This window comes from Clostridium sp. AM33-3 (assembly GCF_003480315.1).
Classification (GTDB): domain Bacteria; phylum Bacillota; class Clostridia; order Lachnospirales; family Lachnospiraceae; genus Brotaphodocola.
The window spans coordinates 27,473-49,440 of the sequence record NZ_QUIV01000018.1; the positions used below are offsets into that span (position 1 = coordinate 27,473).

Consider the following 21,968-nt stretch of genomic DNA (forward strand, 5'->3'; position numbering starts at 1 on the left):
GCCCTGAACGGGGGAATACAAGGAGGAATAACATGAAGATTTTTAATACACTGACCAGAAGAAAAGAAGAATTTGTGCCGTTAGAGCCGGGAAAGGTAAAGATGTATGTATGCGGCCCGACTGTGTACAACTTCATCCATATCGGAAACGCGCGTCCGATGATCATTTTTGATACAGTTCGCCGTTACTTTGAGTACAAAGGCTACGATGTTAATTACGTTTCCAACTTCACCGACGTGGATGACAAGATCATCAAGAAAGCCATCGAGGAAGGGGTAGATGCAGACACCATTTCCCAGCGCTACATCGCAGAGTGCAAAAAAGATATGGCTGACATGAACGTAAAACCGGCTACCACCCATCCACAGGCAACCCAGGAGATCGGCGGCATGCTGGAGATGATCCAGACCCTCATCGACAAGGGGCATGCTTATGTGGCAGCAGACGGTACGGTATATTTCCGCACAAAATCCTTCAAGGGCTATGGTAAGCTTTCCCATAAGAACCTGGATGAAATGATGTCAGGCTTTCGTGAACTGAAGGTAACCGGTGAGGAAAACAAGGAGGATCCGTCCGATTTTGTTCTCTGGAAGCCGAAAAAAGAAGGCGAGCCGTACTGGGAGTCCCCATGGTGCCAGGGTCGTCCGGGCTGGCATATTGAGTGCTCTGTCATGTCCAAGAAGTACCTGGGTGAGCAGATCGATATCCATGCAGGCGGTGAGGATCTTATCTTCCCGCATCACGAGAATGAGATCGCACAGTCTGAGGCAGCCAACGGCAAGACTTTTGCAAATTACTGGATGCACAACGGTTTCTTAAATATCGATAACAAGAAGATGTCCAAATCCCTCGGAAATTTCTTTACCGTCCGTGAAATCGGTGAGAAATACGATCTGCAGGTGCTGCGCTTCTTTATGCTGAGCGCACATTACCGCAGCCCGATCAACTTCAGCGCAGAGCTTATGGAGGCTTCCAAAAACGGACTGGAGCGCATCATCACCTGTGCAGAACGCTTAAAAGAGCTTCTGGGCAAGGTATCCGGCGACACACTGACTGAGGAAGAGCAGGAGAATAAGAAGAGCGTGGACGAGCTGGTTGCAAAATTCGAGGCAGCTATGGATGATGACTTCAATACCGCAGATGCTGTTTCCGCGATCTTCGAGCTGGTAAAGCTGGCTAACAGCACCGCAAACGAGGAGAGCAGCAAGGCCTATGTGGAGCTGCTTGCCGGAACCATCGCAAAGCTTTCCGATGTTCTTGGTATCATCACAGAGCGCAAGGCGGAGGTGCTTGACAGCGAGGTTGAGGAGCTGATCGCTGCAAGACAGCAGGCGAGAAAAGAAAAGAATTTTGCCCTGGCCGACGAGATCCGCCAGAAACTTCTGGATATGGGCATCGTGCTGGAAGATACCAGAGAGGGTGTAAAATGGAAGAGAGCATAAAAATCGAGGAGGCCATCGCAAAGGCACTGAAGCTGGAAACGGTGGATCCGCGGACCTACTCGCCGTTAGTACTTGCCTACATCGGAGACGCAGTCTATGAGCTGCTGATCCGTACGAAGGTCATCAACCACGGCAGCATGCAGGTCAACAAGATGCATAAAAAAAGTGCCAGTCTGGTAAAAGCAGAGACCCAGGCCAACATCATCAAAGCAATCCAGGATGATCTGACGGAGGAGGAACTGGCTGTATACAAACGCGGAAGAAACGCAAAGTCCGCGACTACAGCCAAGCATGCTACCATGATCGATTACCGCATGGCTACCGGCTTTGAAGCTCTGATAGGGTATCTGTACCTGCAGGCACAGCATAACCGTCTTCTGGAGCTGATCCGGGACGGACTCGAAAAGATTGGAGAACTTTCATGAGATATGAAGAACTGACTATAGAAGGAAGGAATGCCGTACTGGAGGCATTCCGTTCCGGAAAGACCATTGACAAGCTGTTTGTGCAGGACGGCTGCAAGGATGGCCCCATCCAGAGCATTGTCCGCGAAGCAAGAAAAGCAGACACCATCATCAGCTTTGTGCCGAGAGAGCGTCTGGACCAGATGTCCGAGACCGGAAAGCATCAGGGTGTCATTGCCCATGCCGCAGCTTATGAGTACGCAGAGGTGGAGGATATCTTAAAGGCAGCAGAGGAGAAGGGCGAACCGCCGTTTATCTTCCTGCTGGATGGCATTGAGGATCCGCATAACCTTGGGGCGATCATCCGTACGGCGAACCTGGCAGGCGCACATGGTGTCATCATCCCGAAGCATCGGGCAGCAGGTCTTACCGCTACAGTAGCAAAGACCTCCGCAGGTGCTTTGAATTATACACCTGTGGCAAAGGTTACGAACCTGGTCAAGACCATGGAAGATTTAAAGAAACGCGGCCTCTGGTTTGTCTGCGCGGATATGGGCGGTGAAGTCATGTACCGTCTGAATCTGAAGGGACCGATCGGTCTGGTCATTGGAAATGAAGGAAACGGAGTTGGCAAACTGATCCGGGAAAAATGTGACATGATCGCATCCATTCCGATGAAAGGCGATATTGACTCCTTAAATGCTTCGGTGGCAGCCGGTGTGCTGGCTTACGAGATTGTGAGACAGCGCCTGAACTGAGAAACGGAGTCCGGAAAGGAAGGCGTTTGTGATGAAGAAAAAAAGCATCAGGACCAGCACTGCAGTGCTTCTGACTGCGGCAGTGCTTTACGGGTGCGCAGGAAACAGTGCCCCGGCAGGCACAGAGCATTCTGATAAGGTGCAGGAAACTTCCGCTTCGGAAGCAGCAGAAACTTTGGGAGTGGAGGATTCGGCAGAGACACTGGCAGTCATTGAGGACGAGGCAGTACCGCTTTATCAGAAGCCGGCCGGCAGTGATGTTCGTACTCCGGTGGCAAGCGGCAGTGTGACATATGGCAATGGCCGTGCCACGATCGATGCTTCCAATACCTCCAATGGCTATGTCATGATCAAGTATACCGGCGGACAGAGCCGCATCAAGATCCAGATTGCCAAGTCTACCACATATACTTATGATCTGAATGCCCGGGATGCTTATGAGGTGTTCCCGTTCACAGAGGGTAACGGAACCTACAGGATCAAGATTTTTGAGAATGTCAGCGGAAACCAGTACGCCCAGGTCATGAGTCAGGATATATCGGTCAGTCTGGCGGATGAGTTCGCACCGTTCTTAACTCCGAACCAGTATGTAAACTTTTCAAACGGAAGCGCTGCGGTAAACAAGGGCGCGGAGCTGGCGGCTTCTGCGGCAGATGCGATCGGCGTGGTCACCAATGTATACAATTATGTGATCAACAACATTACCTACGACACTGCCAAGGCTGCTTCGGTACAGAGTGGTTATCTTCCGAATGTGGACCAGGTGCTGGCGCAGAAAACAGGCATATGCTTTGACTATGCAGCTCTGATGACAGCAATGCTGCGTTCTCAGGATATCCCGACGAAACTGGTTATCGGCTACAGCGGCGGGCTGTATCACGCATGGGTCAATGTTTACATCGATAATATCGGCTGGGTCGATAACTTCATTTACTTTGACGGACACAACTGGTCTCTGATGGACCCGACCTTTGCTTCCTCAGGAGGACAGAGTGAGTCTATCCGGCAGTACATTGGAAACGGATCCAATTATCAGGCGAAATATACCTATTAAGATACACAGAGGGGGAGTGAACGATGGCAGCGAAAGTTTATTCCGGACGGGAACTGTCGGCATTCTGTCTTCAGATATCTATTCTGCTGAAGGCCGCAGTCCCGTTAGATGAGGGGCTCTATCTGATGGCAGAGGATGCCCCGACGGAAGAGGAAAAGAAGCTTCTTCACACCATGGGTGAGGATGTGGAGCTGGGGGATCCGTTCTTTGAATCCCTGGAACGTACCGGCGCATTTCCGCCCTACGTGGTGCGCATGGCAAAGCTGGGACAGCAGAGTGGTACCCTGGACCAGATGATGGAGTCCCTGGCAGATTATTATGAAAAAGAATATTACATGATGAAAAATATCCGCAATGCCATTACCTATCCGGTGATGATGGTCGGCATGCTTCTGATTGTACTGTTTGTCCTGTTCACCCGTGTGATGCCGGTTTTTGAGCAGGTATACGCACAGCTTGGTGTACAGATGTCTCCGCTTTCCCAGGCGGCCTCCAGGCTTGGCGGTATTTTAAGCGGTGCAGCTCTGGTGGTGTTTGTACTTCTGGCAGTGGCAGTCCTGATCGCGGCAATCGCGGCCGGCGCAGGAAAAGAACTGACGATTGCCCACAAGCTTATGGAACGGCTGAAACGAAACAGCAAGACAGCGCTGGCAGCTGCAGGCCGCCGTTTCACCGCAGTGCTTGCACTGACCATTCGCAGCGGTATGGAACTGGATAAAGGTATGGAGCTGGCAAGAGAGCTGGTAGACAATGGCAAGGTGGCAGAAAAAATCGATGTCTGCAGCGAAAAGCTGCAGCTGGGTGAGGGCTATTATGAGGCCATGAAGGAATCCGGACTGTTCAGCAGCTTTCATATCCAGCTTATCAAAGTAGGTGTGCGAAGCGGTAAGATGGACGAAGTGCTGCAGGAAATTTCAGATGACTATGAACAGCAGGCAGATGCTTCCATTGATGCTATGGTGGCAAGACTGGAACCTACTCTGGTGGCAGTCCTGGCAGTGGCAGTCGGGCTGATCCTTCTTTCTGTTATGCTTCCGCTGGCAGGAATCCTGGCGGGGGTAGGCTGAGACTGACGGAGGGATGAACATGAAAAAAAAATGGGATAAGCGGTTCCTGGCCGGATGCATTGCCTCGGTGATTGTGTTCGGCGCGGTCATGGGCCTGTTTGTGAACGGCGTGTTTTCCTTCCTGGGCCGTGCAAGGTCAGAGGGCTCTGATACCCTGATCAAGGCGATCCGCCAGGCTTCTGTACAGTGTTATGCGATTGAAGGACGTTATCCGCCGAGCGTGGAATACCTGGAGGAGCATTATGGAATCCAGATCGACCGGGAACGCTACAATGTGTTCTACAGTGGTTTTGCTTCCAATATCATGCCGGATATCACCGTGATCCCTGCTAAAGGAGGTGAAGACAGTGAATGGCAGCCGTAATCGGAATGACGGGCAGACCATGAGTGTGCTCTTTACCATGCTGCTGTTTCTGGTCTTCATTATGTGTGCGCTGTTTACGGTGCTTGCAGGCAGCAAGGTATACGAAAATATCAGCAGCCGCATGGATCAGACCTACACGGGCAGTGTAGCACTCCAGTATGTGGCCAACAAAGTACGCCAGGGTGATGCGGATAAGGCAGTGGCTGTAAAAACGGAAGACGGACAGTCGGTTCTTGAAATCCGTGAAACCATAGAGGGCGGTGATTACATTACCTGGATCTACTATTATGAAGGCAGTATCCGGGAACTGTTTACCTGTGAAGACAGCGGGCTTGGGCTGGCGGACGGACTTGAGATCCTCGAGTGCGATGGCCTTACGATAACGCAGGAGGGCAGGCTGCTTCATGTGACAACGCTTGGGACAGGGGGCGCAAGCCTGACGCTGTCACTGCGCAGCGGAAGGATGGTGACAGGGCAATGAACAGACGAAGTGCTTCCGGCTCCGGCATTTTCCTGATGGAAATGATGGTAGTCGTATTTTTCTTTATGCTCTGCGCATCTACCTGCATTCTTGCATTTGCAAAATCAGACCGGATGAGCCGTCTGGCCTGGGAGCGTGACCATGCTGTCAGCGCGGCACAGTCGGAGACAGAGCTCTGGAAGCTTTCCGATGAGCGCATGGATGGGAAGCAGGACCGCTACTGGAATGCAGACTGGGAAGAGACACAAGACCCTGCTGCGGCGGTCTATACGGGTGTCCTGACAGAGTCCGTGCAGGATACCGGCATGCAAAAGCTTAAGATTGTGATCCGGGAAGCCGGAGAACGCGGCGAAGAACTGTTTGTGCTGGAAGCAGCGAAATATGTGAGACCATAGCCCGGCGGACGGATCCTGTCAAATGAAAAAAACAGGAACCGGGCCGGACAGCAGGCGGAGGATCACAGGAAACATCCGGAGGATGAGACAGATGGCAAAACAGGAAATCAGAAGAAAAGCGAATATCGGAAGCTCCAGTCTGATCCTGATCTTTATTGTGCTTTGCCTGGTGACATTCAGTGTATTGTCCCTTGGCAACGCAAAGCGGGAGGATGCACTTTCCCGCAGAAGCGCAGATTCGGTGCAGAAATACTACCGCGCGGATGCAGCGGGAGAGGCATTTTTACAGCTGGCAGACCAGGCGCTCTTAAAGGGCGACAAAGACAGTCTTATGCCATATCTGCAGAGTGCTTCCGGCACCTATTGTACCGATGTGGCCATGAATGCAGGCCAGGCGCTCCGGGTAGAACTGGCGCTGGACTGGGAACAGAAAACGTATCAGGTGCTTTCCTGGAAGCTATATCACCAGGAAGACTATGAGATCGATCAGTCCATTCCGGTATGGAGTGGCAATTAAAGCAGGAGGGAGTGCCTTTGTTTACAGAAGATGTACTGCGCAATGCAGTAGAACAGGGTGCGGCAGATATATTCCTGATCCCAGGCATGCCGCTTTCCTGGAAGGTGGGCGGAAAGATCATGTATCAGAGTGACGAAAAGATTTTTCCGAAAGAAATTGAAGAGATGGTGCGGGAAATTTACGCACTGGCAAATAACCGCAGCATGGATCATGTTGTGGAATGCGGTGACGATGACTTTGCAATGGCACTTCCGGGCGTTTCTCGTTTCCGTGTCAATGTATTCCGTCAGAGAGGTTCTCTGGCTGCAATCATCCGTGTGATCACATTTGACTTGCCGGATTTTCGCAATCTGAACATCCCTCAGGTGGTGATCGATATTTCCCGTATGACGAAGGGCTTTGTTCTGGTAACGGGACCTGCGGGAAGCGGTAAGAGTACCACGTTGGCCTGTATCATTGACCAGATCAATAAGACACGCAACGTGCATGTGATCACGCTGGAGGATCCGATCGAGTACCTGCACCGGCATAATCAGAGTGTTGTTACCCAGCGAGAGATCGGCCTGGATACCGAAAGCTACGTGACGGGTCTTCGCGCAGCGCTCCGTCAGGCACCGGATGTTATTCTGGTTGGTGAGATGCGCGATGAAGAAACGATCAAGACAGCACTGACTGCGGCAGAGACCGGTCATCTGGTCATTTCTACCCTGCACACAGTCGGCGCGGCCAACACCATAGACCGAATCATTGACAGTTTCCCGCCGGCACAGCAGGAACAGGTGCGGGCACAGCTCTCCATGGTCATGCAGGCCGTGGTTTCCCAGCAGCTGATCCCGAAGGTGGAGGGCGGTGTGGTCCCTGCCTTTGAGGTTATGTTCTTTAACAATGCGATCCGAAACCTGATCCGTGAGTCCAAGATCCACCAGATCGACAATATCATCGCTACCTCCCAGGAGGAAGGCATGATCACCATGGACAACAGCCTCATAAAGCTGTTTAAGGATGGAAAGATCAGCAGGGAAAATGCTGTTATTTACAGCAGCAACGGTGAGCTGATGGAAAAGAAGCTGGCAAGGCTATAATAGAAGACAGAATGCGAAAAAGGCGTTCTGGCAGTGTGATTTGCTGCCAGAGCGCCTTTTTCATATGATAGGAAATTACGTCCTATCATATAAAAACGCTCCGCGAGGATGTGCCAAGGCACATTCTTTTGTGAACAAAATCAGGAATCCTCTACGGTCAGCAGCCGCAGACCGATATCGGACCAGGTGTTCCCGATCAGATAAGAGGTATAATTCTGGCCGGCTGCAATTTCAATCTGTGCGGAGAGCAGTGCCTCTGCCTGATTGTTTCCGGTAATGGTGCCGGAGCCGCCAAAGCCAATGACTATGATCGGAATCTCGCGCAGGAAGGAGTAATTGCCTGAGCTTGTTACGTAGAACTGGTAGGTACCGGCCATAGCCTGCTTATATGGGGTGACGGTCTGGAAGGCCACGTTCCGGAATATGGTTTCACCGCCGTAAAGCAGCAGATCATATCTGGAGCCGCTGTAGGTCATGTTGGCAAAGCGGTAGCAGCCGGTATTATAGGCGCGGGTATTACAGCCGGTGTCGGAAATCTGAACCATTTCCAGACCGCCGGAGGCAGAATCTACCAGAACCATAGTTACCTTTTTGCTGGCGGTAAACGGAAAGTTCTGCCGAAAAAGCACGGAACGCATGCCGGAGGCACGGCGGACGGTAACCGTATGGAAACCATCCGAGATCCAGTCATAGTTCGAAATGGTGCCAAAGCGGGAATTGATGGCATACGCAGTGCCATCAATGGTGATGTTGACGGCAAAGCTGTTGGTGGAGGCATTTAAGAACCGCACCTGTCCGTAATAACGCGGGGAAATTGCGGGGTTCGTGGGAGTAAGAGGCAGGAAGCTGTTGCCCCAGCTGTTTCCATGATGTCCCCAGTGGTTGTTGCTGTTAATGCCCCAGTCCCAGTTTCCGCCGATGGCTCCGCTTGTGCTGTTTCCCGGATAGACCGGTCCGCCCTCGCCGGGGTCCGGCAGCGGAGCCACAGGGATGTTTGCTGCATCGTCCGGATAGACTGCCTTTTCTTCTTCCAGCTCCGGGAGCGGAGCCGCTGCATCGTTGTCACTTATATCAGAAGTTCCATTGTAATGTGTATCATTTTCAGCCATATTGCGCCTCATTGCTTTTTACTGTACTGTATGAAACGACAGGCCGCACGGTGCCGGAAAATATAAAGTTTTCGGGCTTCCATTGGGACAGATCATGGATTATAATGAAACAATATGGATGGAAAGCCGGTATGGAAGGCAGAAGGGAGAATGGATATGGGACTTCAGGTGAGAGTCTGGGGAGTTCGCGGGTCCGGGCCGGAATGTGGTCCGGAATATCAGGAATATGGGGGAAATACCTCCTGCGTGACCGTCCATACAAAAGACAAAACGGTGATCCTGGATGCCGGAACCGGGATTGGAAATTTTTGTCGGAGCTTTAAGCGGCAGATGGATGGAAAGCGCAGACGTCTGGATCTTCTGCTCAGTCATTTCCATATGGATCATCTGATGGGACTGTACGGTAGTTCCTTTCTTTTTGATCCGCAGATGGAAGTCCATATTTATGGGGAGCGTCCGGGAGAAAAAAGTCTGAAGGAATGCCTGTGCCAGATGTTTGGACCGCCTTACTGGCCGCTTCCGTTAGATCAGCTTCCGGCCCTTATCCGGTTTCATGAGATTCAGGCGGGAGATGTGTTTTTGCTGGAGGATCAGATCCGGGTGCAAACACTTAGCGGCGAACATCCGGGCGGAAGCATTTTATACCGGCTGGAGGAGGCAACGCAAGGGTCTGAGCCAGCCAGCATCGTGTACGGGCTTGACTGCGAGCTGACCGATGCGATGTTTCAGAAACTGAAAGAGTTTGCCGGAGCCTGTGGCCTGCTGATCTGTGATGCCTGTTATACGGAGGCGGAGCTTTTGCTCAGGCAGGGATGGGGACATGGTTCCATCGAACGGTGCCGGAAGCTGCGGCAGGCAAGCGGAGCGCAGCAGGCGCTTTTCATGCATTATGAACGGGGCTATCAGGATACGTTTCTGCGAGAGCAGGAGAAAATATCACTGGCGCAGGATCCGGCCTGTCTGTTTGCGCGGGAGGGTATGGCTCTCAAAGTACATGGGCAAGGATGACTGCCAACAGAAAGACAAAAATACGGTTTGGAGAATAGCCTGAACTGAAAATCTGGAGGAGTTACTTATGACGCAAAAGGAAATGCAAAGCATTCTTGAGATCGGCACAGCCATTTCTTCGGAAAAGGATTATAACCGGCTGCTGGAGATGATCTTAAACCGGATCATGGAACTGACTCACGCCGATGCCGGAACTCTTTATCTGGCAGACGGGGATTTGCTGCGATTCAAAATTATGTGCAACAATACCATGCACACCTGTGAGGGAGGAGATGGAAAGGAACCAAATCTTCCTCCGGTCAGGATGAGCAGGGAAAATGTCTGTGCCATGTGTTATCTGGAAAACAGGACTGTATGCATTGAAAATGTGCGGACTTCAACGGAGTACGATTTCTCCGGTCCGGTCCGTTATGATGCCATGACCGGATATCACACTCAGTCCATGTTGGTAGTTCCCATGCATAACCGGCAGGGAGAGCGCCTTGGTGTGATCCAGCTCATCAACGCTATGGATGCAGCAGGGAATATCTGCGCTTTTCCGGCAGATATCATTCCGGCGGTGGAATCTGTAGCTTCTCAGGCAGCCATTACCATTCAGAATGTTCTTTATATTGAGAATATCAAGGAACTGTTCGAGTCTTTCGTACGCGTCATGTCCTCCGCGGTTGACGAAAGAACCCCTTACAATGCAAGTCATACACGCCATATGGTGGAATACGGACGTCATTTTATTGATTATCTCAATGAAACGGCGAAAGCAGAGGGCAGGGAACCATGGTTTGACGCGGAACACAGGCACGAGCTTCTTATGAGTGTCTGGCTGCACGATATCGGAAAGCTCGTGATCCCGCTGGAGGTCATGAATAAAGAGGCGAGACTGCTGCCGGAGCAGAAGTCCGAAATCCTGCACCGCTTTGAGAAGATGCGCCTGCTGGCACAGATTGCATGCTTAAAAGGAGCTATTTCCGGGGAAGCCCTGGAAAAGCGGCTGGAAGAATTAAAACAGGACGGGGACACCATTCTTCGTGCCAATACAGCCGGATTTTGCCCGGACGATCTGCGGGAGGAGATCTGCCGAATCCGTGAGAAAACCTATACGGAAGAGGATGGCAGCGAAAAGCCGTGGCTTGAGGAGGAAGAATTTCAGATGCTTATGATCCGCAAGGGAACTTTGTCGGAGAAAGAACGTGCTGTCATGGAAAGTCATGTGGTCATCACCGACAAGCTGCTTTCTGAGATCCGTTTCTCCAAAGAGCTGTCCCATGTAAGGGAATGGGCGGCCAGTCATCACGAGCTTTTAAACGGAAGCGGTTATCCAGAGCATCTGATGGCAGAGCAGATCCCGATGGAGGTGCGCATCATCACAATCCTGGATATATTTGATGCGCTGGTGGCAGATGACCGGCCGTACAAGCCGGGCATGCCCGTGGAAAAGGCACTTGGAATCCTGGATATTATGGCAGACAAAGAAGGAAAGCTGGATCCGGAGCTGACCCGGCTGTTTAGGAAAAGCCGCTGTTGGGAAAAGGACTGATAGTGTTACTTAAAATGAAAAATATAATTTGATGTTACAGCTGTTTTATGCTAATATCAATAGTTGGGCAGATAGAGGATTATCTGTCGCGAAAAAAATAGAAAACTTGTAGCTATATCACAGCAGCTCTCGAAAAGCACCGGGTGACCAGTACGTTCAAAAAGTATGTGGCACCTCAGATCGTGCAGGAGATTTTAGACAGCGGCAATCCGGAGGCTCTGATGGTAGGCGGGAGAGTCGTAAACATTGCCGTGTTATTTGTAGATATCCGCGGCTTTACGACCATGTCTGAGAAACTAACACCTTCCGAGGTGGTAGAGATCTTAAACCAGTACCTGACTCTGATTGCGGACTGTATTATGCGAAACGGAGGCACGCTGGACAAATTCATCGGCGATGCAGCCATGGCATTCTGGGGAGCTCCGCTTCCGCAGGAAGACTATGTGATGAAGGCTGTCCGGGCGGCAGAAGATATGCGCCAGGGCTCCGATGAGCTTTCCAAAGTCCTGATGGAAAAATACGGGCGAACCGTATCCTTTGGCATCGGGGTTCATGTAGGAGATGCGGTGGTTGGAAATATCGGTTCTCCGCAGCGCATGGATTACACGGCCATCGGAGATACGGTCAATACCTCGGCACGTCTGGAGGCAAATGCCCCGGCCCGCACGATTTTTATATCCCGCGAGGTAGCAGACTGCCTGGAAGGACGCATCAAAACAACATCCCTTGGAACCAGTATTAAGTTAAAGGGAAAATCGGATATGGAGATTCTCACGATGGATGAGATTCTGGAATAGGAAGAGAAAAAGGCTCTTATGCAAAAAGATTTTATAAAAATCAGCATAAGAGCCTTTTTTTTAAAAAACAAAAAAGCCGAAAATCTTTGACTTCAAAGATCTTCGGCTTTATGAAAGCTGCTGACGGGAATCGGACCCGTGACCTCCGCACTACCAATGCGACGCTCTACCGACTGAGCCACAGCAGCGAACCTCGTATAATATAGCATGGGATTTGCGGAATGTCAACAGTATTTTTGAAAAAAATGAAAAAAATTTGGAACCCATTTACCCCCTTTCCCATTTCAGGGAAATGTGTTATGATAAGTTATTATCATGCGGCATAAAGCAAGACGCCCGCAAACAGTATGGAGGACTTCACGATGGAAAAAGAAAAAGAAGTTTTAGAGACAGCGGAAGAGAAAGATGTTGTTTCCAAGAACTTTATTGAGCAGGAGATCGATAAAGATCTGGCGGAGGGTGTTTACGATCACGTTCAGACCCGTTTCCCGCCGGAGCCGAACGGTTACCTGCATATCGGACATGCAAAGTCCATTTTATTAAACTACGGTCTTGCCCAGAAATACGGCGGCAAGTTCAACTTAAGATTTGATGATACCAACCCGACCAAGGAAAAAACCGAGTTTGTCGAGTCTATCATGGCGGATGTCAAGTGGCTGGGCGCAGACTTTGAAGACAGACTGTTCTTCGCATCCAACTACTTCCAGCAGATGTACGAGTGCGCGGTTCTTCTTATAAAGAAAGGAAAAGCCTTCGTCTGTGACCTGACTGCGGATCAGATCCGGGAATATCGCGGTGATTTCACCACCCCGGGTAAGGAAAGCCCGTACCGCAACCGCAGCATCGAGGAGAACTTAAAGCTTTTTGAGGAAATGAAAGAGGGCAAGTATCAGGATGGTGAGAAGGTGCTTCGTGCCAAGATTGATATGGCTTCTCCGAATATCAACATGAGAGACCCGGTCATCTACCGTGTAGCCCGTATGACACACCACAACACCGGCGATGCATGGTGCATTTACCCGATGTATGACTTTGCCCATCCGATCGAGGATGCCATTGAGCATATTACCCATTCCATCTGTACCCTGGAGTTTGAGGACCACCGTCCGCTGTATGACTGGGTGGTACGCGAGTGTGAGTTTGAGAATCCGCCGCGTCAGATTGAGTTTGCAAAGCTGTACCTGACAAACGTGATCACCGGTAAGCGTTACATCAAGAAGCTTGTTGAAGACGGCATTGTAGACGGCTGGGATGATCCGCGTCTGGTTTCCATTGCTGCGCTGCGCAGACGGGGCTACACTCCGGAAGCGATCCGCAAATTTGTAGACCTGGTTGGCGTATCCAAGGCAAACAGCTCAGTTGACTATGCTATGCTTGAGTACTGTATCCGTGAGGATCTGAAATTAAAGAAGGCCCGCATGATGGCAATCCTGGATCCGGTGAAGCTGGTCATTGACAACTATCCGGAAGGCCAGACAGAGATGCTCGAGGTTCCGAACAATCTGGAGAATCCGGAGCTTGGCTCCCGCATGGTTCCGTTCGGCAGAGAGCTCTATATTGAGCGTGAGGACTTTATGGAGGAACCGCCGCGCAAATACTTCCGTCTGTTCCCGGGCAATGAGGTTCGTCTTATGAGTGCGTACTTTGTAACCTGTACAGGCTTTGAGAAGGATGAGAACGGCAATATCACGGTCGTACACGCAACCTACGATCCGGCTACCAAGAGCGGTTCCGGCTTCTGTGAGCGTAAGGTAAAGGGCACCATCCACTGGGTTGCAGCCGAGACTGCAAAGCAGGTTGAGGTCCGCCTGTATGAGAATATTGTAGATGAGGAAAAGGGCAAGTTAAACGAGGATGGAAGCCTCAACTTAAACCCGAACTCTCTGACTATCTTAAAGAATTGTTATGTTGAGCCGGCTCTTGCAGAGGCAAAGGCTTATGACAGTTTCCAGTTTGTCCGCAATGGCTTCTTCTGTGCGGACTGCAAGGACAGCAAGCCGGGCGAGCCGGTGTTTAACCGTATCGTTTCCTTAAAGAGCTCCTTTAAGATTCAGAAATAATCGATTGGATTAGGGGATAGGATTATGGAACTGTTGATTCCGCTTGATTCCCGGTCAAAAAAACCACTGTATGAACAGATATACTCCCACATCCGCGCGGAGATCCGAAACGGTTCCTTAAAAGCAGGGGAACGGCTTCCATCCACGCGGGTGCTGGCGGAGCATTTGAAAGTCAGCCGCAGCACAACGCAGATGGCCTATGACCAGCTGCTTGCCGAGGGATACATGGAAGCCCGGCCGTGCCGCGGCTATTTTGTCAGTCATCTGGAGGAACTGGTGGAGACCGGAGCAACCGGCACCGGCGAGATGGAGACTACCGTAGAGCCGGATGCCGGTTGGCGCGTCGATTTTTCGCCGCGGGGCATTGACCTGGACAGCTTTCCATACCATGTGTGGAGAAAGCTGAGCCGGAATACTCTGGTAGATGACAACAAAGAGATGTTTCATTCCGGAAATCACCAGGGAGAACCTGGCTTTCGGGAGGCAATACGCAGCTATCTGCATTCGGCACGCGGTGTCAACTGCAGCCCGGAGCAGATCATTGTAGGTGCGGGAAGTGAGTATCTGCTGATGCTGCTGTCCCAGATCCTCGAAGGAAGACACGTGATCGCCATGGAAAACCCGACCTACAAACAGGCCTACCGGGTCTTCCAGAGCCTGGGCTATGAGGTCTGCCCGGTGGAGATGGACGCAAATGGCATGGAGCCGGAGCTTTTGGCTGAATGCGGGGCAAATGTGGCCTATGTGATGCCATCTCATCAGTTCCCGACGGGAATCGTTATGCCGGTCGGGCGGAGACAGGAGCTCTTAAAGTGGGCCCAGGAGGCGCCGGACCGTTATATTATAGAGGATGATTACGACAGTGAATTCCGGTATCGCGGAAAGCCGATTCCGGCGCTTCAGGGCATGGACCGGAATGGCAGGGTGATTTATCTTGGCACGTTTTCCAAATGCATTGCGCCGGCTATCCGTGTCAGCTATCTGGTACTGCCGCTTTCACTTTTAGTCCGTTACCGCAGCCAGACTTCTTTCTATGCTTCTACGGTGTCACGCATTGATCAGAACATTTTGTATCAGTTTTTATCAGGAGGACATTTTGAACGGCATTTAAACCGGATGCGTGCGATCTACAAAACCAAGCATGATCTTTTGCTGGAGCAGGTGGAACCGCTGCGAAAACAGTTTGAGATACGTGGAGAGCATGCAGGTCTTCATATTCTGCTGACATCCAGAAACGGCGTGCCGGAGAAAGCACTGATCCGGAAAGCGGCAGAAGCAGGAGTTAGGGTCTATGGTCTGAACAGCTATTTCATTCACCCGGAACACAACCACCGCCCGTCGACTGTGGTGCTTGGGTATGCAAGCCTGAGCGAGGAGCAGATCGTAGACGGCATACACCTTCTCAAAACATGCTGGGGGATTCAGAACGCAGATTTTTCAGAAACATGAAAAAGAATGTACCTTGGCGCATTCCTGCGGAGTGCTTTTTTGCTTCGTAGGATGCAATTTCTTATGAAATAAAGAAGCAGGATATGGAGAGTAAGAAAACTCCATGTCCTGCTTTCTGCGTTATACATGATGTTATGCCTCTGTGTCTTCGCTGACTGTTGTGGCAGAGACCTCTTCGCCGGAAACAGGCTGTTTCTCAGCCGGTTCCTCATCAACAGTAATCTCTTCTGCCTGATCAGCAGCAGCTTCCAGCTTTGCAGCGGTTTCTTCCATGGTATCGGAGACGGTTTCCACCGCACTTTCCATGGCGTCTGCAGTTTTGATCACAGCGTCCTCAGCAGCGCTTTCAGCCTTTTCTACGGTATCTTCTGCTGAAGCGGCAGCTTTCTGCGCACCGTCTCTGGCAACACTCACGGCCTCGCGGGTGTTATCGGCCACGATAGCAGCAGCATCCTTTACCATATTTTTTGCAGCACTGGCAGCATCCTTGGCGGCGTTCATCATGTCGCCTGCGGCTACCAGAAACTCGTCCTTATCTGCATGGAGGGAAACATAGTTGCGGCTCATGGTACTGTCCGGCACTTCGGTCTCGTCCTCATCCTCAAAATCGTGGAAATCTTCATCCAGCTCCTTGTTAAAAGACCGGTATTTCGTCAGGTAAGAAATGCCGGCTGCAGCAGCTCCTGCAATGGTTAAGAGGGCTGCCAGTTTTCCAAAAGCTTTTTTTGCCATACCCCTGTACTCCTTTCTTTGAACATTCGTTCCGGTTCCATTTCTTTGCAGTTACGAATATTCTTTATAAAAGTAATTCTAATACGAAGAGAATAAAAAAGAAAGGGGAAAGTTATAAAAATTCGATAAAATTAGCACTCGACTATTGACAGTGCTAACAACACGTGCTATAAATGGTAATGTACATCAGAGAGGGGTTTTAAGAGTCCCCGAAAAGAAAAGCGTTCGTTCACAACATGTGGATCGCAACAAAAATAGATTCGATGTAAGGAGGAGTTATCCATGAAATTAGTACCGTTATTTGATCGGGTTGTATTAAAACAGCTTGTGGCAGAGGAGACTACCAAATCTGGTATCGTGCTTCCGGGCCAGGCAAAAGAGAAACCGCAGCAGGCAGAAGTTGTAGCAGTAGGACCTGGCGGTGTGGTTGACGGAAAAGAGATCACCATGCAGGTAAAAGCAGGTGACAAGGTTATCTACTCCAAGTACTCCGGAACCGAAGTAGAGGTTGATGATGAGAAGTACGTTGTTGTAAAGCAGAATGATATTCTGGCAGTAATCGAGTAAGATATATCTATATATTATTGATAGAAACTGGAGGATTTTGAATCATGGCAAAGCAGATTAAATATGGCGTTGAAGCCAGAAAAGCTCTGGAAGCAGGCGTAAATCAGTTAGCAGATACTGTTCGTGTGACCCTTGGACCGAAAGGAAGAAACGTAGTTCTTGACAAGTCTTTCGGTGCTCCGCTCATCACCAATGATGGTGTGACCATCGCGAAAGAGATCGAGCTGGAAGACCCATTTGAAAACATGGGTGCACAGCTGGTAAAGGAGGTAGCTACCAAGACCAACGATGTAGCTGGTGATGGTACCACGACCGCAACCGTTCTGGCTCAGGCTATGATCAACGAAGGCATGAAGAACTTGGCAGCAGGCGCTAACCCGATCGTATTAAGAAAGGGCATGAAGAAAGCAACCGAGGCTGCTGTTGAGGCAATCGCAAAGATGAGCCAGCCAATCTCCGGCCGTGATAGCATCGCGCGTGTTGCATCTATTTCCGCAGCAGACGATGAAGTCGGCGAGATGGTAGCAGACGCTATGGAGAAGGTTTCCAAGGACGGCGTTATCACCATTGAGGAGTCCAAGACCATGAAGACTGAGCTTGACCTCGTAGAAGGTATGCAGTTCGACCGTGGTTATGTGTCCGCTTATATGTGCACCGATATGGACAAGATGGAAGCAAATCTGGATGACCCGTACATCCTGATTACCGATAAGAAGATTTCCAACATTCAGGAGATCCTTCCGGTTCTGGAGCAGATTGTACAGTCCGGTTCCAAGCTGCTGATCGTGGCAGAGGATATCGAGGGCGAGGCTCTGACTACCCTGATCGTCAACAAGTTAAGAGGAACCTTTACTGTTGTGGGTGTGAAAGCACCGGGCTATGGCGACAGAAGAAAAGAGATGTTAAAAGACCTGGCTATCCTGACCGGCGGTACTGTTATCTCCGAGGAGCTTGGTCTGGAACTGAAAGATACCACCATGGAACAGCTTGGTCGTGCGAAATCTGTTAAAGTACAGAAGGAGAACACCATCATCGTTGACGGCTGCGGCAACAAGGAAGAGATTGCTGCAAGAGTTGCCCAGATCCGTGCTCAGATCGCAGAGACCACTTCTGAGTTCGATAAAGAAAAACTGCAGGAGCGTCTTGCAAAGCTGGCAGGCGGTGTAGCTGTTATCCGCGTTGGCGCTGCAACCGAGACTGAGATGAAGGAAGCAAAGCTCCGTATGGAGGATGCGCTGTCTGCAGCAAGAGCAGCAGTTGAGGAAGGTATCATCGCAGGCGGCGGTTCTGCATATGTACATGTAACCCAGGAGATCAAGTCTGTAGTAGACGCTCTTGAGGGCGATGAGAAGACCGGCGGTAAGATTATCCTGAAAGCTCTGGAAGCTCCGCTGTTCCATATCTCCGCAAACGCAGGTCTTGAGGGCTCTGTTATCATTAACAAGGTAAAAGAGTCTCCGGTAGGTTTTGGCTTTGATGCGTACAAGGAAGAGTATGTAGACATGATAAAGGCCGGTATCCTTGATCCTGCTAAGGTAACCAGAAGCGCACTGCAGAACGCAACCAGCGTGGCATCCACCCTTCTGACTACTGAGTCTGTAGTAGCTAACATTAAGGAAGAGACTCCGGCTATGCCGGCAGGCGGCGGTATGGGCGGAATGATGTAGTGAGCGCAAAGGAAAAATAAGCGGCTGCGAAGCAGACATTTATTTTTCATGCGCCACTAACGAGTGAACCGTCTGCGTCAGCAGACATGGAGCGCGTCAGCGCGGGGTTCACGAGTGGATCTTTGGTAAGAAATATCCAACAAACGCACAGGCGAAATCACTCCAATCGAGTTGGTTTCGCCTGCTTTTTTTGCCTAAAAATATACGCGGACAATTTCCTCGCAGAAGTATTTGACAAGCGGACAGAAATTTGCTACAATATGCAATTAATAAGTCAAATAGATTCCACGGCAATGAAATATTAGCTGCGCTAATAATAAAAATGCGATTGCCATGGAATCTTTATGAACATAAAACTAAAGAAAGAGAGGAAACGAATAATGGGTACAATTATTGGTGAGGGCATTACGTTTGACGATGTGCTCCTGGTGCCGGCTTATTCACAGGTTATTCCGAATCAGGTAGATTTAACCACCTATCTGACCAAGAAAATCAAACTGAACATTCCACTTATGAGTGCGGGTATGGATACCGTTACAGAACACCGTATGGCAATTGCCATGGCGCGTCAGGGCGGTATTGGTATCATTCACAAGAACATGTCAATTGAAGCACAGGCAGAGGAAGTAGATAAGGTAAAACGTTCAGAGAATGGTGTCATCACAGATCCGTTTTTCCTCTCCCCGGAGCATACCTTAAAAGACGCAGACGAGCTTATGGCAAAGTTCCGCATCTCCGGTGTGCCGATCACAGAGGGACGCAAGCTGGTTGGTATTATCACGAACCGTGACTTGAAATTCGAGGAGGATTTCTCGAAAAAGATCAAGGAGTGTATGACTTCTGAGCATCTGGTTACCGCGAAAGAGGGAATCACCCTTACCGAAGCAAAACGCATTCTTGCAAAGGCAAGAGTCGAGAAGCTTCCGATCGTAGATGATGATTTCAATTTAAAGGGACTTATCACCATCAAGGATATCGAGAAACAGATCAAATATCCGCTGTCTGCAAAGGACGAACAGGGACGCCTGCTCTGCGGCGCGGCCGTTGGTATTACTGCAAATGTTTTAGAACGTGTCAGCGCACTGGTTAAGGCTCATGTGGATGTGGTTGTTCTCGATTCTGCTCACGGACATTCTGAGAATGTACTGCGCTGTGTCAGAATGATCAAGGAGGCTTATCCGGATCTGCAGGTTATCGCAGGTAATGTAGCAACCGGCGAAGCAACCAAAGCTCTCATCGAGGCTGGCGTGGATGCTGTCAAGGTTGGTATCGGACCTGGCTCAATCTGTACTACCCGTGTGGTTGCAGGTATTGGTGTTCCGCAGATCACTGCAGTTATGGACTGTTATGCAGTCGCAAAAGAGCACGGTATTCCGATCATCGCAGATGGCGGTATTAAGTACTCCGGAGATATCACAAAGGCCATTGCGGCTGGAGGTAATGTCTGCATGATGGGAAGCATGTTTGCCGGATGTGACGAGAGCCCGGGAACTTTCGAGCTGTATCAGGGCAGAAAGTACAAAGTATACCGTGGCATGGGCTCTATTGCAGCAATGGAGAACGGCAGCAAGGACCGCTATTTCCAGTCTGATGCAAAGAAGCTGGTTCCGGAAGGCGTTGAGGGCCGTGTTGCATACAAGGGCATGGTAGAGGATACCGTATTCCAGATGCTTGGTGGACTCCGTTCCGGTATGGGCTACTGTGGAGCAAAAGACATCCCGACCTTACAGGAGACCGGACGTTTCGTAAAGATTTCCGCAGCATCCCTGAAAGAGAGCCATCCGCATGACATCCACATCACCAAAGAGGCTCCGAACTACAGTGTGGATGAATAAAATCGTTAATTACAAGTCAAGATAAAGAACCAGAATACCGCCGTGTTTTACATGGCGGTATTTTTGTGTTATACTGAAAATACAGAAAAAAACTAGATGGAATGGTGGCATTGACAGAAAAATTATGGTAAAATCTAAGTTACTATGTTTTGATAGAAGATGGAGAATGACTTTATGCTGAATGAAGACAAGATCAGACTGATGACAAGCATTGCCATGTTTGAAAAACATGAGAGGAAACATATCTTTCCGGCAAGCCGCTATTTCCGCAGTGATTATATCAGTGGCCGGATGCTCCGCTCATTTTTTGCCTATACGGTCTGCTTCATTTTATGTGCCATGATGTGGGTGCTTTCCAACATGGAACAGCTTCTGAATGTGATGGAATTGGATGCAGTGATCGCTGCAGCCAGAACCGGCGCTGTTTTGTATGTGACAGGTCTGATCCTGTATCTGATCATAACCTGGTTTGTCAGCAGCAGGCGCTATGAATATGCACGGCGCAGCATGCGGGTTTATATCGCAAAGCTGAAAAGACTGGAAAAACGGTACGATGTTCAGAACCGTACCAGAGAACTGACAAAGGAGGGCAGCCGCTATGATGATGTTTCTCGTACTTAAAGAACGGCTGAAATCATTTTACGGAAAATACGCGACACCGGTCAACGGTGTTATCAAATTTATATACAGCTTCGTGGCTATGGCATTGCTGAATGGCAATATTGGTTACCAAACAGAGCTTACCGGTCCTGTGGCCATGGCAGTGGTGGCACTTTTCAGTGCGTTTCTTCCTTATGGCACGATCGGGTGCCTGTTGGGAGCAGTCATGCTGGCACACATCTATGCAGTATCTATGGAGACTGCGCTCATTACGGCAGTCATCCTGATCATTCTGATCCTGCTGTATTACGGATTCCAGCCTGGGGACAGCTTCTGGCTGGTGCTGACGCCTATGGCATTTTTACTGAAAATCCCATTCGCAGTGCCTCTTCTGGCAGGATTGTCCGGAAGCCTTCTTACCGTGATACCGGTAGGAAGCGGAGTGGTGATCGCCTTCATCATTTCCTATGTCAAGCAGAATGCCGGCCTGCTGACAAATGACACCTCGGTGGATATTACCCAGAAATTTGTGCAGATCATCCGGAATCTTCTGCTGAATCCGGAAATGATGCTCATGGTCATGGTGTGCGCAGTCGGCATCCTCTGCGTGTATCTGCTTCACAACATGTCACTGGATTACGCATGGGAGATTGCTATTGTGACCGGAACCATTGCGCAGCTGGCAGCGGTCTTTGTGGGTGATTTCCTGTTTCATGTATCCATGCCGGTACTGCAGCTTCTGATCGGAGCACTGTTTTCCATGGCGGTGGCACTGCTGTATCATTTCTTTGTATTCACAGTAGATTACACGCGTACAGAATACGTACAATATGAGGATGATGATTACGTATACTATGTAAAAGCAGTTCCCAAGGTAGCAGTTACGCGTACAGATGTAAAAGTTCAGCGCATCAACAACCCCGTGCGCGGCAGACATGACCGGGGAACAGAAAACTACAAGGAGCGCAGGTAGGCAGGCGGCTTACAGCAGTGCCGCAGCGGACTGTCGCAGAGTCGTGGGCAGAACACGATGAGGATATAGTTAA

22 protein-coding genes and 1 tRNA gene are annotated in these 21,968 nt (G+C 50.2%); 20 read left to right on the forward strand and 3 right to left on the reverse strand.

Annotated features, from left to right (window positions below):
* The first annotated feature begins 32 nt into the window (after window positions 1-32).
* The 10 genes from cysS to DW819_RS11055 all read left to right on the forward strand — a co-directional run bounded on the left by cysS (window position 33) and on the right by DW819_RS11055 (window position 7,564).
* On the forward strand, window positions 33-1,442 hold the full coding sequence (gene cysS / locus DW819_RS11010; RefSeq protein ID WP_118733324.1) for a cysteine--tRNA ligase: 1,410 nt from the start codon (window positions 33-35) through the stop codon (window positions 1,440-1,442).
* Window positions 1,427-1,867, forward strand: coding sequence for a ribonuclease III domain-containing protein (locus DW819_RS11015; RefSeq protein WP_118733325.1), 441 nt, complete (start codon window positions 1,427-1,429; stop codon window positions 1,865-1,867). The genes cysS and DW819_RS11015 overlap by 16 nt, the downstream gene beginning before the upstream one ends.
* Window positions 1,864-2,604 (forward strand): 23S rRNA (guanosine(2251)-2'-O)-methyltransferase RlmB, encoded by a 741-nt coding sequence (gene rlmB, locus DW819_RS11020; RefSeq protein WP_118733326.1) that lies wholly within the window; start codon window positions 1,864-1,866, stop codon window positions 2,602-2,604. Before DW819_RS11015 ends, rlmB begins: the two co-directional genes overlap by 4 nt.
* A gap of 31 nt (window positions 2,605-2,635) precedes the next feature.
* A complete protein-coding gene (locus tag DW819_RS11025) occupies window positions 2,636-3,658 on the forward strand; it encodes a transglutaminase-like domain-containing protein (protein WP_118733327.1) in 1,023 nt (340 codons plus the stop codon).
* A 23-nt stretch (window positions 3,659-3,681) separates the two neighbouring features.
* On the forward strand, window positions 3,682-4,725 hold the full coding sequence (locus DW819_RS11030; RefSeq protein WP_118733328.1) for a type II secretion system F family protein: 1,044 nt from the start codon (window positions 3,682-3,684) through the stop codon (window positions 4,723-4,725).
* Window positions 4,726-4,744: 19 nt separating this feature from the next.
* Window positions 4,745-5,089 carry a hypothetical protein gene (locus DW819_RS11035; RefSeq protein WP_347560200.1) on the forward strand — a complete coding sequence of 115 codons (345 nt, stop codon included), beginning with the start codon at window positions 4,745-4,747 and terminating at the stop codon, window positions 5,087-5,089.
* Complete coding sequence (locus DW819_RS11040) at window positions 5,073-5,570, forward strand: DUF4860 domain-containing protein (RefSeq protein ID WP_347560201.1); 498 nt, start codon at window positions 5,073-5,075, stop codon at window positions 5,568-5,570. Before DW819_RS11035 ends, DW819_RS11040 begins: the two co-directional genes overlap by 17 nt.
* Window positions 5,567-5,965, forward strand: coding sequence for a hypothetical protein (locus DW819_RS11045; RefSeq protein ID WP_118733330.1), 399 nt, complete (start codon window positions 5,567-5,569; stop codon window positions 5,963-5,965). Before DW819_RS11040 ends, DW819_RS11045 begins: the two co-directional genes overlap by 4 nt.
* Before the next feature lie 91 nt (window positions 5,966-6,056).
* The gene (locus DW819_RS11050; protein ID WP_243025807.1) at window positions 6,057-6,482 is read left to right on the forward strand and encodes a short-chain dehydrogenase; all 426 of its coding nucleotides are present in this window, start codon (window positions 6,057-6,059) and stop codon (window positions 6,480-6,482) included.
* Between the two features lie 17 nt (window positions 6,483-6,499).
* The gene (locus tag DW819_RS11055) at window positions 6,500-7,564 is read left to right on the forward strand and encodes a PilT/PilU family type 4a pilus ATPase (RefSeq protein ID WP_118726044.1); all 1,065 of its coding nucleotides are present in this window, start codon (window positions 6,500-6,502) and stop codon (window positions 7,562-7,564) included.
* A gap of 140 nt (window positions 7,565-7,704) precedes the next feature.
* Here DW819_RS11055 and DW819_RS11060 read toward each other — a convergent pair whose 3' ends face one another.
* Window positions 7,705-8,673, reverse strand: coding sequence for a DUF4397 domain-containing protein (locus DW819_RS11060; RefSeq protein ID WP_182432633.1), 969 nt, complete (start codon window positions 8,671-8,673; stop codon window positions 7,705-7,707).
* Window positions 8,674-8,829: 156 nt separating this feature from the next.
* Here DW819_RS11060 and DW819_RS11065 point away from each other — a divergent pair, with 156 nt between their 5' ends.
* The 3 genes from DW819_RS11065 to DW819_RS11075 all read left to right on the forward strand — a co-directional run bounded on the left by DW819_RS11065 (window position 8,830) and on the right by DW819_RS11075 (window position 12,012).
* Window positions 8,830-9,681, forward strand: coding sequence for an MBL fold metallo-hydrolase (locus DW819_RS11065; protein ID WP_182432634.1), 852 nt, complete (start codon window positions 8,830-8,832; stop codon window positions 9,679-9,681).
* A 67-nt stretch (window positions 9,682-9,748) separates the two neighbouring features.
* Window positions 9,749-11,215 (forward strand): HD domain-containing phosphohydrolase, encoded by a 1,467-nt coding sequence (locus DW819_RS11070; RefSeq protein ID WP_118733333.1) that lies wholly within the window; start codon window positions 9,749-9,751, stop codon window positions 11,213-11,215.
* A 143-nt stretch (window positions 11,216-11,358) separates the two neighbouring features.
* A complete protein-coding gene (locus tag DW819_RS11075) occupies window positions 11,359-12,012 on the forward strand; it encodes an adenylate/guanylate cyclase domain-containing protein (RefSeq protein ID WP_243025809.1) in 654 nt (217 codons plus the stop codon).
* A gap of 115 nt (window positions 12,013-12,127) precedes the next feature.
* Here DW819_RS11075 and DW819_RS11080 read toward each other — a convergent pair.
* Window positions 12,128-12,200 (reverse strand) — tRNA-Thr (locus DW819_RS11080).
* A 174-nt stretch (window positions 12,201-12,374) separates the two neighbouring features.
* Here DW819_RS11080 and DW819_RS11085 point away from each other — a divergent pair.
* Together DW819_RS11085 and DW819_RS11090 are read left to right on the forward strand one after the other, a co-directional pair.
* On the forward strand, window positions 12,375-14,072 hold the full coding sequence (locus tag DW819_RS11085; RefSeq protein WP_118733335.1) for a glutamine--tRNA ligase/YqeY domain fusion protein: 1,698 nt from the start codon (window positions 12,375-12,377) through the stop codon (window positions 14,070-14,072).
* A gap of 24 nt (window positions 14,073-14,096) precedes the next feature.
* Window positions 14,097-15,521, forward strand: coding sequence for a PLP-dependent aminotransferase family protein (locus DW819_RS11090; protein ID WP_118733336.1), 1,425 nt, complete (start codon window positions 14,097-14,099; stop codon window positions 15,519-15,521).
* A gap of 132 nt (window positions 15,522-15,653) precedes the next feature.
* Here the strand turns inward: DW819_RS11090 and DW819_RS11095 are convergent, their stop codons facing one another.
* Window positions 15,654-16,253: a hypothetical protein gene (locus tag DW819_RS11095; protein WP_118733337.1), complete on the reverse strand. Its 600-nt coding sequence runs from the start codon at window positions 16,251-16,253 to the stop codon at window positions 15,654-15,656.
* Between the two features lie 282 nt (window positions 16,254-16,535).
* Between DW819_RS11095 and DW819_RS11100 the strand changes: the two genes are divergently transcribed.
* From DW819_RS11100 to DW819_RS11120, 5 genes are all read left to right on the forward strand, one after another.
* Window positions 16,536-16,820: a co-chaperone GroES gene (locus DW819_RS11100; protein WP_118733338.1), complete on the forward strand. Its 285-nt coding sequence runs from the start codon at window positions 16,536-16,538 to the stop codon at window positions 16,818-16,820.
* 44 nt (window positions 16,821-16,864) lie between these two features.
* Window positions 16,865-18,487 carry a chaperonin GroEL gene (gene groL, locus DW819_RS11105; RefSeq protein ID WP_118733339.1) on the forward strand — a complete coding sequence of 541 codons (1,623 nt, stop codon included), beginning with the start codon at window positions 16,865-16,867 and terminating at the stop codon, window positions 18,485-18,487.
* 380 nt (window positions 18,488-18,867) lie between these two features.
* Window positions 18,868-20,322 (forward strand): IMP dehydrogenase, encoded by a 1,455-nt coding sequence (gene guaB / locus DW819_RS11110; RefSeq protein WP_118733340.1) that lies wholly within the window; start codon window positions 18,868-18,870, stop codon window positions 20,320-20,322.
* 174 nt (window positions 20,323-20,496) lie between these two features.
* Window positions 20,497-20,943: a hypothetical protein gene (locus DW819_RS11115; RefSeq protein WP_118733341.1), complete on the forward strand. Its 447-nt coding sequence runs from the start codon at window positions 20,497-20,499 to the stop codon at window positions 20,941-20,943.
* The gene (locus tag DW819_RS11120) at window positions 20,921-21,895 is read left to right on the forward strand and encodes an ABC transporter permease (protein ID WP_118733342.1); all 975 of its coding nucleotides are present in this window, start codon (window positions 20,921-20,923) and stop codon (window positions 21,893-21,895) included. The genes DW819_RS11115 and DW819_RS11120 overlap by 23 nt, the downstream gene beginning before the upstream one ends.
* The last annotated feature ends 73 nt before the right edge of the window (window positions 21,896-21,968 follow it).

What these genes read in the sequence shown, in the direction of transcription:
- cysS (WP_118733324.1), top strand. Translation starts at nt 33, where the DNA reads ATGAAGATTTTTAATACACTGACCAGAAGAAAAGAAGAATTTGTGCCG.
- DW819_RS11015 (WP_118733325.1), top strand. Translation starts at nt 1,427, where the DNA reads ATGGAAGAGAGCATAAAAATCGAGGAGGCCATCGCAAAGGCACTGAAG.
- rlmB (WP_118733326.1), top strand. Translation starts at nt 1,864, where the DNA reads ATGAGATATGAAGAACTGACTATAGAAGGAAGGAATGCCGTACTGGAG.
- DW819_RS11025 (WP_118733327.1), top strand. Translation starts at nt 2,636, where the DNA reads ATGAAGAAAAAAAGCATCAGGACCAGCACTGCAGTGCTTCTGACTGCG.
- DW819_RS11030 (WP_118733328.1), top strand. Translation starts at nt 3,682, where the DNA reads ATGGCAGCGAAAGTTTATTCCGGACGGGAACTGTCGGCATTCTGTCTT.
- DW819_RS11035 (WP_347560200.1), top strand. Translation starts at nt 4,745, where the DNA reads ATGAAAAAAAAATGGGATAAGCGGTTCCTGGCCGGATGCATTGCCTCG.
- DW819_RS11045 (WP_118733330.1), top strand. Translation starts at nt 5,567, where the DNA reads ATGAACAGACGAAGTGCTTCCGGCTCCGGCATTTTCCTGATGGAAATG.
- DW819_RS11050 (WP_243025807.1), top strand. Translation starts at nt 6,057, where the DNA reads ATGGCAAAACAGGAAATCAGAAGAAAAGCGAATATCGGAAGCTCCAGT.
- DW819_RS11060 (WP_182432633.1), bottom strand. Translation starts at nt 8,673, where the DNA reads ATGGCTGAAAATGATACACATTACAATGGAACTTCTGATATAAGTGAC.
- DW819_RS11065 (WP_182432634.1), top strand. Translation starts at nt 8,830, where the DNA reads ATGGGACTTCAGGTGAGAGTCTGGGGAGTTCGCGGGTCCGGGCCGGAA.
- DW819_RS11070 (WP_118733333.1), top strand. Translation starts at nt 9,749, where the DNA reads ATGACGCAAAAGGAAATGCAAAGCATTCTTGAGATCGGCACAGCCATT.
- DW819_RS11085 (WP_118733335.1), top strand. Translation starts at nt 12,375, where the DNA reads ATGGAAAAAGAAAAAGAAGTTTTAGAGACAGCGGAAGAGAAAGATGTT.
- DW819_RS11090 (WP_118733336.1), top strand. Translation starts at nt 14,097, where the DNA reads ATGGAACTGTTGATTCCGCTTGATTCCCGGTCAAAAAAACCACTGTAT.
- DW819_RS11095 (WP_118733337.1), bottom strand. Translation starts at nt 16,253, where the DNA reads ATGGCAAAAAAAGCTTTTGGAAAACTGGCAGCCCTCTTAACCATTGCA.
- DW819_RS11100 (WP_118733338.1), top strand. Translation starts at nt 16,536, where the DNA reads ATGAAATTAGTACCGTTATTTGATCGGGTTGTATTAAAACAGCTTGTG.
- groL (WP_118733339.1), top strand. Translation starts at nt 16,865, where the DNA reads ATGGCAAAGCAGATTAAATATGGCGTTGAAGCCAGAAAAGCTCTGGAA.
- guaB (WP_118733340.1), top strand. Translation starts at nt 18,868, where the DNA reads ATGGGTACAATTATTGGTGAGGGCATTACGTTTGACGATGTGCTCCTG.
- DW819_RS11115 (WP_118733341.1), top strand. Translation starts at nt 20,497, where the DNA reads ATGCTGAATGAAGACAAGATCAGACTGATGACAAGCATTGCCATGTTT.
- DW819_RS11120 (WP_118733342.1), top strand. Translation starts at nt 20,921, where the DNA reads ATGATGATGTTTCTCGTACTTAAAGAACGGCTGAAATCATTTTACGGA.